The following is a 12,121-nucleotide window of genomic DNA, read 5'->3' as shown; positions in this document are numbered from 1 at the left end:
AGAGCCTCGCAATATTGACGGCAGACGCATGCTTGGCCAAACTTTAAACCGTCTTCGCAACAAAGGGAGACCTGCCGATGCCATCTGAGACATCCGTGATCGACTGGCTGCTCGCCTCCGATCCCGCTATCCGCTGGCAGGTGCTGCGCGATCTTCTGGACGCGCCCGAACCCGTCTGGTCTGCCGAGCGGCAGAAGGTCGAGCGGGAGGGGTGGGGTGCCAAGCTATTGTCCTTTCAGGATGCCGATGGGCAATGGGCGGGCGGTTCCTTCCTTCCCCGCGATTTCACGCGCGAGGAATGGCAGGCGACTGGCCAGCCCTGGACGGCGACGAATTTCTCGTTGACGCAGCTTCGCGAATTCGGGCTCGATCCGCACTCCGAGAGCGCCAAGAGAACCGTCGCGCTCATCGGCGCCAATTGCCGCTGGGACGAGGGCGGGCAGCCTTTCTGGGAGGGCGAGGTGGAGGAATGCATCAATGGCCGCACGGTTGGTGACGGCGCCTATTTCGGCGTCGATGTCTCGCCGATCGTCGAAAGATTGCTTGGCGAGCGGCAGTCCGACGGCGGCTGGAACTGCGAGCGGGCGAATGGCTCGCTGCGCTCCTCCTTCCACACGACGATCAATGTACTGGAGGGGCTTCTGGAATATGAGCGGGCAACCGGCGGCACGGAGCTATCGCGCGAGGCAAGACGGTCGGGGGAGGATTATCTGCTGGCGCGGCACCTGATGTGGCGGCTCAGCACCGGCGAACCGGTCGACGAGAAGTTCATGCAGTTCCTGCACCCGAACCGCTGGCGCTTCGATGTGCTGCGGGGGCTCGATTATTTTCGCGCCTCAAGCTTGCTGACCGGGGCTGCGCCTGATGTGCGACTGAAGGAGGCAATCAGATACCTCCGATCGCGGCGACTGGAAGATGGTCGCTGGCCCCTCGACTGGCGCGTCTCCGGCCGGACCTGGTTTGTAATGGATGACGGCGAGGGTGAACCCTCCCGCTGGGTGACGCTCAGGGCGCTCAGGGTGCTGAAATGGTGGGATAGCCGGCAGGCTGAACATGCCGCTGGGTGAGGCTGCTGCGACATCCGACTTTATTAGGGGAAATGAATGGCTTAGGGCGGAGTGCTGAAGGCCGAGAGCCCTGGCCTCGAACTCGTCCATCAACGGCTGGGAAGGGGCGCTTCTACGTATGCGCGCAGAACGCATCGGAGCGCCGCTCGAGACATTCAAGCAGATGGTCTTTGATGTGCTGCTGCAAGGCAAGTCGCATTGAAGGCTATTTACCCCCATTAACAAGGAATTTCAGTTCCGATTCGGGCATTTACCATCTTCTCCGACGTCATGGATCGGCAATAGTTCCAGCTTAATTCCGACATGTTCGGGCTGAAGTTTCCGGCATCGATATGCGGGCGAGGGATCAGATGCCGGGCATTCTCATTGCAACCCTGTTGGCGACTGTCTCGGCCAAGGCGCCGATGGAATATGCCAGCGGCGATCTTCTCTTTTCGGATTGTGGCGGTTCGCGGCAGTTCGTCACCGGCTATGTTTCCGGCTGGCTCGACAAATGGAACCGGGATGAGTTTCTTGCGCGGCGTGCGTTCGCAGATGCGGCCGAGGATCCGCAGGCGATGGTCAGCATAACCCGTCTCGGCCATTCGGTCGGGTGGAATATCTGCCTGCCGCCGGGCACGACACCGATCATTATCGGCGAAATGCTCTGCCACTTCCTGCAGGAGAATCCAGGCGTTCGCAGTGCCGAGGGCGACGATCTGGTGATGACCGTCGTTTCCCGCAGCTACGGCTGTCGGTAAGGCAGGCGTCAGGCATTGCTGACAAGGATGACACCAGTCACGCCCGCTTTTCAGCCTAGGCGGAAGTCATGGCTATCTCGCCGATTTCGGCCAGCGTCACCTGCTGGAATTCCCGCTCAAGCGTCTGCTCCGCGCTTGCAAAGGCGCGCTGCAGCTTGGCGTTGGCGGCGCGCTCGACCGGGCAGGAAGGGTGATCGTTTGAGAGCGGCGCATCCAGAATGGTTTCGCCCTGCAGAGCGCGCTGCACATCCAGAATGGTAATCTCGGAAAGCGGTCTCGTCAGCGACCAGCCGCCGCCGCGACCGCCCTCCGATTCGACGATGCCGTATTGGCGCAGCGAGGCCATGGTGCGGCGGACGACCACAGGATTGGTGTTGAGCATCTGGGCGATGCGCTCACTCGTTTCCCGGCCGCCCAGCAATCCCATATGGACGAGAACGTGGATCATCCGCGCCAGTCTTCCGTCTTGTCGCATCTGTGCCTCTCGATAGCGTAACAAATAGTGTTACGCTCTATTGACTCCTGTTTTCTGTAACGTAAAAAGATACGGAATTAAAGATTCAATGGCGCCCGGGTGCATTTTTTCCGGAGCGCGCCTGTTGTCGAGGAGGCAGCGATGCAGCAGCGCATGATTGAAACCGCAACGTTGAGGATGAACATTGCCGAAGCCGGCGAGGGGCCGCTGGTGCTGCTCTGCCACGGGTTTCCAGAGACCTCGCATGCCTGGCGCCATCAGATTACTTCACTTGCCGGGGCGGGCTTCCATGCCATGGCGCCCGATATGCGCGGTTATGGCCGAACGGAAAGCCCTGATGAGACCGGCGCCTATACAGTCTTTGATCTCGTGGCCGACATGGTGGCACTCGTCGATGCGCTTGGTGAGGAAAAGGCTGTTATCGTTGGCAACGACTGGGGTGCAACGGTTGCCTGGCAGGCCGCACTGATGCGGCCGGACAGGTTCCGGGGCATTGTCGCGATGAGCGTGCCTCTCATCGGCCAACCGCCCGTGCCGCCGACGAAAATCTTTCCGGCGACAGCGGATCATCTGCTCTATGTGCTCTATTTCCAGGAGCCTGGACTGGCGGAAGCTGAATTCGAGCGGAATGTGGATGTCACACTGCGCAAGATCTATGGCGCTGCCGGCGGCGAGGCGGGTCCGCGACTGCCAGGCGACGGAACGCCCAATCCGTTCGGCATGGTCTCGCGCGCATCCGGTCTTCTTGCTGATCTGCCCGACGGGGAAAGGCTGCCTGATTGGCTGCCGCAAGCCGAGCTCGACGTCTTTGCCGACGCATTCAAGGCGTCAGGCTTTCGCGGCGGGTTGAATTATTACAGGAACCTCGACCGGAACTGGGAACTGCAGAAAGCTTTGGCGGGGCTGAAGGTGGAGGTTCCCTCGCTGTTCATGATCGGCGAACGCGACATGGGCCTCACCATCCCCGGTATGCGGGAGATTATCGATGCGATGCCAGGGCTCGCGCCTGGCCTCAGGGCGACGCAGTTCGTGCCCGGTGCTGGCCATTGGCTGCCGCAGGAGCGGCCGGAGATCGTCAGCCGCGCGATTATCGATTTCGCGCAGGGCCTGTGACCGGTTTAATACCCGTCGTCCAGCATCGCATCGAGCGTGGTGATCAACTCCCGGCTGCGATCATCGGCAATGGTCCGGAAGACGCCTGCCATGCCCTTGAAGACGAGGGCGGCGGGATCGTCGGCTCCGAGAAACTCGGAGATTTCCTCCATTTCCGCCACCCAGCGATAGGCCTTCGGAAACATGTCCGGAATGGACTGGCGCAGCCGCTTCAGATGTTCGGCCTGGCTTTCGGCCAGTTCCACCTTCAGCGCCTCACTGGCGCCGTTGCGGGCGGCGGCAAGCAGCATGGCGGCAGAGAGGCCGGTAATGCCCTTGTTGATGCCGGCGTAACACATCTTCAAAGCCGAGGCGGCTCCGACCGGGCCTTTTATGGGGCGGATCTTCAGGCCGAAGCGGGAAAGCAAATCCGGCTCGCAGGCGAGATCGCCGCTGAGGCAGACGACCGGACCGGCCTTGCCCGATACCGGCGGGCCACCGATGATCGAGCCGTCGAGGACCTTGACGCCTGATGGAGCAAGGCCTGCCACAAGCTTTTCCATGGTCTTCGGGCTGATGGCATTGAGGTCGACGAAGGGCGGTTTCTTGCCGCTGTCGCGCAGCACCGGAGCGATGAGATCCGCAACCTTCTGCGCTTCGGCAGGCGGGACGATGGAGAGAATGATATCGGCCTCGGCGAATGCCGAAAGCGGAGTGGCGATGAGGCCCGCGGCGCGGGCGCGTTCGATCGTCGCTTCACTGCGCCCGTCGAGAAAAGTGATGACCTTGGCGCCGGACTCGGCGAGGCGGCGGCCAACGGCGCTGCCCATGGCCCCGGCGCCGAACAATGCAATGGTAATGGACATTGGTGGATGTGACCCTCTATGGCGGGGATGCGGAGAGACTAGGGCTAGAGGATCCGTGCCGCAAGGCGGATGCGGCTGTTAGTCCCGCATCCTTAACTCATCCGTCTGCATCTGCAAGGAGCCGAGTGTCTCAAGAAAACTCATGCCGAGCAGGCTCTGGTCGAGCCTGCCGTCTTCGGCGACGGATGCCGCGACATTGCTGCGCACGATCGGGCCGATCGCAACCTGATCGAGGGTAACAGGGGCGGCGCGTGCGCGACCGTTGGCGGTCATCACTGTCATGGAATAGGTGAGCTGCTTCGGGTCTATGCCGATGCGCAGCGCGTCGGCGTGCGAGAGCGCCACCATGCTGGCGCCGGTATCGACCAGCATCGGCACGGACTGGCCGTTGACCGACACCTCGGCCTCGAAATGGCCGTTCAGCATCTTGTGGACGATGACTTCCTGTCCGCCTTCGCTGGTCGTAACCACCACGGCGCGGCCGGGCACGAGGCCGGCAAGCAGGCGGTTGCCGACGGCCATCGCGTCCTGCCTGTAGAGATAGGCAGTGGCGAGCGCCAGGATGATGACGACCCAGATCATCAGTTGGCGCAGGGTCTGACCGATATTCTGGCGGCTGCCCCAGATTCCGGCTGTCAGCATCAGAGCGATTGGCAACAGGTAGACGAAGCGGCCGAAATCATCGCTTTCAAGGCCCATGATGGGACTCTGATCATTGTTGAGGAGCAGGACGGCAAGGCCGATGACAATGACGGCAAGCAGGAGAATGAGGCGCATCAACCGATGGCCTCCAGGGTTTTCGTCGATTCGGCAGCGAGTGCCGCGAGGCGGGTGGGCAGGTTTTCCATGATGGTCTCGCGCTCCTTGTCGGAGAAGCGCATCCATCCGGCAATTTCATCCGTTGTGCGGCCGCATCCGGCGCAAAGACCGGTGAGAGGATCCAAGGAGCATACGCGGATGCATGGTGTTCGCATGGGCGATATATCGTAATTTCACAGCGCCATGGCAAGAGCGCAGAAGGCTGCGACCTCGCAAATCTGCTGGGTGGCGCCGAGCGTGTCGCCGGTGTGCCCGCCGAGCCTGCGGCGGATGAACCAGGTGAAGGCCAGCGTCGAGAGACCGGCGCCAAGAAGGGCCGAAACCAACGGCAGCAGACCGAGTGCCGGCCAGACGAGGATGGCGGTGATAAAACCCGCGGTGACGAGGGCGATCTGCATGGCTACCTCGGCGGGACTGCCGGTCGAGGCCGCGAGCCCATCCGGCTTTGCCGCGGGAAGGCGCTGCCAGTGCCAGGCAATGGCCCCGCGGCTGAGTGCGGCGACGGAGGGAATGGCGAGTGCTGCGGCAAAAGGCGATGCTTCACGTGCAATGGCGGTAAGTGCCGAGGCCCGCAGGGCGAAAGAAAGGATGAGGGCGATCGCGCCGTAACTGCCGATGCGGCTGTCCTTCATGATAACAAGGCTCTGCTCGCGGGATTTGCCGCCGCCGATACCGTCGGCGGTATCTGCAAGCCCGTCCTCGTGCAGTGCGCCGGTCAGGATCGTCTGCACAGCGAGCGCTGCGAGTGAGGCCATCAGGCGGTCGGCGTGAAATGCCAGCATCAGCAGGAAGACGAGAGCGGGCAGGGCGCCGATAACGAGCCCGGCCACGGGGAAGACACGGACCAGCCGGCCAATCTTGCCGTCATCGCCGATAAAGAGCCATGGCGGCATGGGAATGCGGCTTAAGAACGCCACTGCGCGCGCGGCATCGACTGCAATGTCCTTTATCATTCCTGGAATCATTCTCGCGGCCCCCGTCTCCCCTGCGGCGTTTTGGTCTTCTCGGACGACTGCCGTCTTCGGGCTTTTTGAGTTGTGAGCCTGAGCCGCTCGCTTTAAGAGAGTCGCGACGCAAAGAACCCGATTTGCCGGGAAAAGACAAGAATACAAGGAAAGCCATTCAGATGAGCGTTTCAGGCCTGCCGTTCGACGATTTTCGCGCCCTTCTTCGTGACCTGCCGGGACCGGACGGTCGCGCGCTGGTCGCCGCCCGCGAACGCGACGCGCAGCTGACGAAGCCGCCGGGTGCGCTTGGACGACTGGAAGAGATCGCTTTCTGGCTCGCCGCCTGGACGGGCAAGCCGCCCGCCGTCAATCGGCCGCTGGTGGCGATCTTCGCCGGCAATCATGGCGTCGTGCGGCAGGGGATCACGCCTTTCCCGCCTGAAGTCACGCAGCAGATGGTCGAGAATTTCGCGGCTGGCGGGGCGGCAATCAACCAGATCTGCGTCGCCTATGATCTCGGCCTAAAAGTCTTCGATCTGGCGCTCGAGTACCCGACCGGCGACATCACCCAGGAACCGGCGCTGACCGAGCGCGATTGTGCCGCCACCATGGCCTTCGGCATGGAAGCGATTGCCGGCGGCACGGACCTGCTCTGCATCGGCGAAATGGGCATCGGCAACACGACGATTGCGGCCGCCATCAACTACGCGCTTTATGGCGGCACGGCGCGCGACTGGGTCGGCCCCGGCACCGGTTCGGAAGGCGAGATGCTGGAGCGCAAGATCAATGCCGTCGAGCGCGCCGTCGAGCTGCACAGCGATCACCTCGACGATCCCCTGGAAATCATGCGCCGGCTCGGCGGTCGCGAGATCGCGGCGATGGCGGGCGCCATTCTTGCGGCGCGCATGGAGCGTATTCCTGTGTTGATCGACGGTTATACGGCAACTGCCGCAGGCGCTATCCTCAGGGCGGCCAATCCGTCTGCGCTCGACCACTGCCTGATCGGCCATGTCTCGGCTGAACCGGGACATCTGCGCGCCATCGAACAGCTCGGCAAGACGCCGCTTCTGGCGCTCGGGATGCGGCTTGGCGAAGGCACGGGGGCAGCGCTTGCTGCCGGCATCGTCAAGGCGGCTGCCGCCTGCCATTCGGGCATGGCGACCTTCAGCCAGGCCGGCGTTTCCGGCAAACATTGATACGGTCAAAACCGCAACCCTGCCAGCGCATTGCTTGCGCCGAGATCGGGGAAACGGTATCTGCGTATTCGCTCATACATGAAAGCGTCGGCAAAAAGACCGGCTTGGAGGAAACGAGGCGCCTTTGACGAGACCTGCCGTGATCAAGGAAACGGGATTTCGCCATTTCGTGGCAGCGGCCAGCTATTCCTGGGCCGGCTTCCTGCGGGTCTTCAGGGAAGCGGCCTTCCGGCAGGAGATCGGTTTCTTTGCCGTGGCGCTGATCGTGCTTTTCTTCGTCGGTGCTGACGCCACGGAATTCGTCGTCACCACGGTGCTTTTCCTCGGGCTCTTTTCCATCGAAGCGATGAATACGGCGGTCGAGGAAGTAATCGACCGGATTTCACCGGAGATTTCGATCGTCGGCAAACATGCCAAGGATCTCGGCTCCTTCGCCGTGACCTGCATGATCGCCGCCTGCAGCCTCTATCTCGGCTTCGTCATCATCAGGCATCTGTTCTTTTAAGTTATAGGATGGACTAAGCGAAGCTGCGGCGTTTCTTGGCAACCGGCTGAGCCTGTTCCACAGCCGGGATGCTCTGCAGCACGCGCTTGGCCGGCAGGATGGCGATGACTTCGGTGCCTTCGCGTAGCCTGGATTTCAGGATGAACTGGCCGTCATGCTTGGCAAGGATCGCCTGAACGATCGGCAGGCCGAGGCCGGTGCCTTGTTCGGCGCTCTTGATGGCGATCGAGCCCTGGCCGAAGGCCGACAGCACGACCGGGATTTCGTCTTCGGGAATGCCGGGGCCATTATCCTTGATGGAGATGTACTGGCCGCCGCCGGCCGTCCAGCCGACCTTGACGTTGATTTCTCCACCCTGAGGCGTGAATTTCACAGCATTGGAAAGTAGGTTGAGCACGACCTGACGCATGGATTTCTCATCCGCCCAGATCGCCGGAAGCTGGCGCTCGACCTGATCGTGGATGGTAATGTTCTTGGCGCGGGCGCGAAGTTGCACCATGCCGATGCAGTCCTCGGTAATGTCGAGCAGCGAGACCGCCTCCTCGCTGAGCTCGTATTTGCCGGCTTCGATGCGTGACAGGTCCAGGATTTCGTTGATGAGATCGAGCAGATGCTGGCCGGAGCGATGGATATCGCCGGCGTATTCCTTATAGGTGGGATTTGCGAGCGGACCCATGACCTCTGCCGACATGACCTCGGAAAAGCCGAGTATGGCATTCAACGGCGTGCGCAGCTCATGCGACATGGAGGCGAGGAAGCGAGACTTGGCAAGATTTGCCTCCTCAGCACGGCGGCGCGCCTCGTCCGACATGGATTTGGCCACTTCCAGCTCGGCAATCAGATCGTCCTTTTCCGACTGGAAGGAAAGGATCTTCAGGCTGAACTGGAAGAGCCGGTCGCTGATATAATTGAAGAAGACTACCGTCACGGTGAAGACACCGGCCAGGGAGAGTTCCAGAATATCGCGCGACAGGCCGCTTTTTGCGGCGAGCGCCACGACAGCGGGCGCAAAGCCGACGAGCACGGCGGGCGTCAGCATGAAATTCGACATGGTCGTGACCGACAGTGCGATCAAAAGGGTGGCACCCTTATAGAGCGTGAAGCTCGAAGGTTCGCAGGCCGAGCAGTCCTGCAGGGCAAAGACCGCCCAGCAGCAGCCGATCAGGAACTGGCCCGTAAGCAACAGGTTGCGCCAACGGCGCGCCGCTTCAGCCGTTATTTCCTTCGTCCTGGCGTGGCGTGCCAGAAGAATATTGGCTGTATGGCAGGTCAGCGTCAGCAACGCCCAGAAGAGCAGGCTCGCATCCTCGGCGAAATAGGTGCCGAGTGCTGCGACGATGATGACGAAAAGCGGCATGATCGCCGCGCCCTGCAGCACGGCAGTGACATACATCTGCAGCACATCACGATCGAAGGCAGCACTGGAGGTATGACCGGACTGCAGGCGTTCGCGCGTCTGCCGTACGGCCCTGGAGACCGCCTTGTTGCGGTGGCCGCGCGATTTGTCGACAATGATCTTGTCGGTCGATGTGCTGACGCCGGTACTCATGTGCACGTTGAAATTTGTTCCGCAGATGAATAAGAGCTTAACCGGAAAGTCTTAAGAAGATGTTTGCCATCTTTGCCAAGGGTTTGTTTTTGAAGGAGGCAAAAGCGTGGCGCGGCTTCTTGTCTTGACCCGGGACGGTACAACCGCTCTGGCTTTTCTTGTTTTCGTTGCATTAATCGCGGCCAAGCTCAACGACAGGCCCGACATCCAGCATCAGGGTTCCTTCCATGCCGTCGATGGCGACAGCCTCGCTCTTGAGGGCCAGCGCATGCGGCTGAAGGGCATCGATGCACCGGAACTGTCGCAGACATGCGAGCGGGCAGGACAAGACTGGCCCTGCGGCAAACTTGCCCAGCGCAGTCTGCAGCAGCTGGTTTCTGACAAAGGCACGCAATGCGGCGGAAGCGAGCGGGATCGTTACGACCGGCTTCTGGTCGTCTGCCGCAGCAACGCCGGCGATATCAATGCGCGCATGGTAGCCTTGGGCTTGGCAGTTTCCTATGGCGGCTACCAGCACGAGGAAGAGCAGGCGCGGGTGCAAAAGCTCGGGCTTTGGGCAGGTCGTTTCGAAATGCCGCGCGACGTCAGGGATCAGGCACGGCATGAAAGCTCCAGCCTGCGGCGGCTGATCGGCGAATGGACAGGATGGGAATGACTGATGGTGAGCCCGATGACGGGCTGGAGGCCTTACGGCAGGCCATCGCCGCCTGCCGGATCTGCCGCGACGCGCCGATCCGCGGCATTGACGATCGCCTGCCGCATGAGCCTCGGCCGGTTGCCGTTCTTTCGACGCGCGCCCGTGTCCTGATCGCGGGCCAGGCGCCGGGGCTCCGCGTCCATGAAAGCGGGCTGCCGTTCGACGATGCCTCCGGCGACCGGCTGCGGCAGTGGCTTCAGGTGGACCGACCGGCCTTCTACGACCGGGATCGCTTTGCGATCGTACCGATGGGCTTCTGCTTTCCGGGTTACGACGCCAAGGGCAGCGACCTGCCGCCGCGACGGGAATGCGCGCCGGTCTGGCGAGGCCGCGTGCTTTCGGCCATGCCGCAGATCGAATTGGTGCTTGCCGTCGGCGGATATGCGCAGGCCTCGCATATGGGGTCGATGCGGCGCGAAAACATGACAGAGACGGTGCGGGCCTGGCGCGACAGCCTCACTCTTCCAGGCAAGCCCGCTGTTCTTCCGCTGCCGCATCCAAGTTGGCGCAATACCGGCTGGATCAAACGGAATCCGTGGTTCGAGGAAGAACTGCTTCCCGAGCTACGTCGGCGAATCAAAATGCTTGTCTTCTGAAACAAAATTCTTTTCGTCGGCCGGAATCGCGCTATACAAAGAAAATAATTCGAAAGGGACTTAATTTCGCATGGATCGCCTCGACCGAAAGATACTGCGCCTGCTCCAGGAAGACTCGACGCTCGCCGTCGCCGACCTCGCCAAAAAGGTCGGGCTTTCGACGACGCCATGCTGGCGGCGTATCCAGAAAATGGAGGAAGACGGTGTCATCAAGCGCCGGGTAGCGATTCTCGATCCGGAAAAGGTCAACACCAAGGTCACGGTCTTCGTGTCGATCCGCACCGCGACCCATTCCATCGAATGGCTGCGCCGCTTCTCCGAGGTCGTGGCGGAGTTCCCCGAAGTGGTCGAATTCTATCGCATGAGCGGCGATGTCGACTATCTTTTGCGCGTCGTCGTGCCCGATATCGCCGCCTATGATGCCTTCTACAAGCGCATGATCGCCAAGATCGAAATTCGGGATGTGTCTTCTGCCTTCGCGATGGAGCAGATCAAGTATTCGACGCAGCTGCCGCTTGACTACATGCTAATCGAAAACGCCAAGTCCAACGAGGACTGAGGCGGGCAGGCGCCTTCAATGAAGCGCGTATAATTCAGACAGGCGCGAGCGAATCGCGCCCGCTTTAACGAGGGGAGAAGCTCCTCTTGGAGACATATCTGCGCAGACGAGCCGCGGAGACTCAGGGGTTCATCCGTGACTTCTCAGAGTGCTCGCGAAGAACCTACATCTCGACGTCGAGCGCGAAACCTTTCCAAATTGTAATCTTCCTGTCATGGAACTGTGCGAAGCCACCCTGGTCGTGAGTTGGCCTGGGCGTTGGGGAGGCGCAAGTGCTGATTCGGGCAGAGACCAGGGGATATCTGGATAATGTCCGTGCAGCCCAATATCGCGCGCTGCGCTATTTTTGATTCTTGGCCAAAACGTTAGGCCAATGGCAACGCGCGTATCTATCTTGATTGATAAGACAACGCCCAGCGGGCCTTCAGGTCGATCAAATGGTCGCGATCTGCACCATTAGGTTCGATTTCAGGACACAATGTCCCAATCTCCGATCTTTATATAGTCCTTAGCCAGCGCTACAGTTCCCTTGTTTCGCGAAGCGTTTGAGCTTGCTCCCTTTCGCGATGCCTTGGGAGGATTATCCAACCGCTTGCGACAGCCGCTGCTTGTCGCGGCGGTTTTTGTGCGTCACCTATCCAATTCATTGAAATTGTTGTATAAAAACCACGCTTTACGCAGAAAGAATGCTGCGTTTGCGGGTGGGGGCCGTTCACGAATTGCTACAGTCTGATGTCTGTGGGATGAACGTTCGGCGGTTCGATCGATCCGCACGCCGTGAGGCTGTTCAAACGGGTCGGCTTTGGATCTTCGGAGACAGGGTAAAGCCCCGATCGACAAAGGAGTGGAATTCTACAATGAACATCAAGATGGTATTGCTCGCGTCGGCAGCAGCATTTGCTGCATCGACCCCGGTACTCGCAGCAGACGCAATCGTCGCTGCCGAGCCGGAACCGGTTGAGTACGTTCGCGTCTGCGACGCTTACGGCACCGGCTACTTCTACATCCCGGGC

The 12,121-nt window shown here is 61.0% G+C and carries 16 protein-coding genes; 10 read left to right on the top strand and 6 right to left on the bottom strand.

The features are described 5' to 3' along the window. The first annotated feature begins 77 nt into the window (after positions 1 to 77). The 3 genes from FHT78_RS00075 to FHT78_RS00070 all read left to right on the top strand — a co-directional run bounded on the left by FHT78_RS00075 (position 78) and on the right by FHT78_RS00070 (position 1,807). Complete coding sequence (locus tag FHT78_RS00075; RefSeq protein WP_183738809.1) at positions 78 to 1,067, top strand: squalene cyclase; 990 nt, start codon at positions 78 to 80, stop codon at positions 1,065 to 1,067. A gap of 70 nt (positions 1,068 to 1,137) precedes the next feature. Continuing rightward, entirely contained in the window at positions 1,138 to 1,269 is a 132-nt protein-coding gene (locus FHT78_RS29585; protein WP_281412832.1) for a TetR family transcriptional regulator C-terminal domain-containing protein, read from the top strand. A gap of 148 nt (positions 1,270 to 1,417) precedes the next feature. Next, positions 1,418 to 1,807, top strand: coding sequence for a Rap1a/Tai family immunity protein (locus FHT78_RS00070; RefSeq protein ID WP_183738806.1), 390 nt, complete (start codon positions 1,418 to 1,420; stop codon positions 1,805 to 1,807). Between the two features lie 55 nt (positions 1,808 to 1,862). On the opposite strand, the gene FHT78_RS00065 is transcribed toward FHT78_RS00070, so the two are convergent. Then, positions 1,863 to 2,282: an Rrf2 family transcriptional regulator gene (locus FHT78_RS00065; protein WP_183738803.1), complete on the bottom strand. Its 420-nt coding sequence runs from the start codon at positions 2,280 to 2,282 to the stop codon at positions 1,863 to 1,865. A gap of 141 nt (positions 2,283 to 2,423) precedes the next feature. Here FHT78_RS00065 and FHT78_RS00060 point away from each other — a divergent pair, with 141 nt between their 5' ends. Continuing rightward, positions 2,424 to 3,395, top strand: coding sequence for an alpha/beta hydrolase (locus FHT78_RS00060; RefSeq protein ID WP_183738800.1), 972 nt, complete (start codon positions 2,424 to 2,426; stop codon positions 3,393 to 3,395). A gap of 5 nt (positions 3,396 to 3,400) precedes the next feature. Here the strand turns inward: FHT78_RS00060 and FHT78_RS00055 are convergent, their stop codons facing one another. The 4 genes from FHT78_RS00055 to FHT78_RS00040 form a co-directional block, all read right to left on the bottom strand. Then, on the bottom strand, positions 3,401 to 4,240 hold the full coding sequence (locus tag FHT78_RS00055) for an NAD(P)-dependent oxidoreductase (protein ID WP_183738797.1): 840 nt from the start codon (positions 4,238 to 4,240) through the stop codon (positions 3,401 to 3,403). A gap of 78 nt (positions 4,241 to 4,318) precedes the next feature. Next, entirely contained in the window at positions 4,319 to 5,020 is a 702-nt protein-coding gene (locus FHT78_RS00050) for a TIGR02281 family clan AA aspartic protease (RefSeq protein ID WP_183738794.1), read from the bottom strand. Next, a complete protein-coding gene (locus tag FHT78_RS00045) occupies positions 5,017 to 5,214 on the bottom strand; it encodes a DUF1289 domain-containing protein (RefSeq protein ID WP_183738791.1) in 198 nt (65 codons plus the stop codon). Before FHT78_RS00045 ends, FHT78_RS00050 begins: the two co-directional genes overlap by 4 nt. 18 nt (positions 5,215 to 5,232) lie before the next feature. Continuing rightward, positions 5,233 to 6,012, bottom strand: a complete 780-nt coding sequence (locus FHT78_RS00040) for an adenosylcobinamide-GDP ribazoletransferase (protein WP_246715010.1) — start codon at positions 6,010 to 6,012, stop codon at positions 5,233 to 5,235. 173 nt (positions 6,013 to 6,185) lie between these two features. On the opposite strand from FHT78_RS00040, the gene cobT reads away from it, so the two are divergent. Together cobT and FHT78_RS00030 are read left to right on the top strand one after the other, a co-directional pair. Beyond that, the gene (gene cobT, locus FHT78_RS00035; RefSeq protein ID WP_183738785.1) at positions 6,186 to 7,202 is read left to right on the top strand and encodes a nicotinate-nucleotide--dimethylbenzimidazole phosphoribosyltransferase; all 1,017 of its coding nucleotides are present in this window, start codon (positions 6,186 to 6,188) and stop codon (positions 7,200 to 7,202) included. Between the two features lie 124 nt (positions 7,203 to 7,326). After that, entirely contained in the window at positions 7,327 to 7,707 is a 381-nt protein-coding gene (locus tag FHT78_RS00030; protein ID WP_183738782.1) for a diacylglycerol kinase, read from the top strand. Between the two features lie 13 nt (positions 7,708 to 7,720). Here the strand turns inward: FHT78_RS00030 and FHT78_RS00025 are convergent, their stop codons facing one another. Then, positions 7,721 to 9,256 (bottom strand): HAMP domain-containing sensor histidine kinase, encoded by a 1,536-nt coding sequence (locus FHT78_RS00025; RefSeq protein ID WP_183741759.1) that lies wholly within the window; start codon positions 9,254 to 9,256, stop codon positions 7,721 to 7,723. A gap of 106 nt (positions 9,257 to 9,362) precedes the next feature. On the opposite strand from FHT78_RS00025, the gene FHT78_RS00020 reads away from it, so the two are divergent. From FHT78_RS00020 to FHT78_RS00005, 4 genes are all read left to right on the top strand, one after another. Next, entirely contained in the window at positions 9,363 to 9,911 is a 549-nt protein-coding gene (locus tag FHT78_RS00020; RefSeq protein ID WP_183738779.1) for a thermonuclease family protein, read from the top strand. Further along, positions 9,908 to 10,549, top strand: coding sequence for a uracil-DNA glycosylase family protein (locus tag FHT78_RS00015; RefSeq protein ID WP_183738776.1), 642 nt, complete (start codon positions 9,908 to 9,910; stop codon positions 10,547 to 10,549). The genes FHT78_RS00020 and FHT78_RS00015 overlap by 4 nt, the downstream gene beginning before the upstream one ends. A gap of 70 nt (positions 10,550 to 10,619) precedes the next feature. Continuing rightward, a complete protein-coding gene (locus FHT78_RS00010) occupies positions 10,620 to 11,108 on the top strand; it encodes an Lrp/AsnC family transcriptional regulator (RefSeq protein ID WP_113301461.1) in 489 nt (162 codons plus the stop codon). Positions 11,109 to 11,965: 857 nt separating this feature from the next. Then, positions 11,966 to 12,121 (top strand): porin (locus FHT78_RS00005; RefSeq protein ID WP_183738773.1); only part of this gene is annotated, 156 nt, incomplete at its 3' end.

Origin of the sequence: Rhizobium sp. BK196, assembly GCF_014193255.1 — a bacterium.
GTDB lineage: Bacteria > Pseudomonadota > Alphaproteobacteria > Rhizobiales > Rhizobiaceae > Rhizobium.
This window is presented reverse-complemented; position numbering and strand designations above follow the sequence as displayed.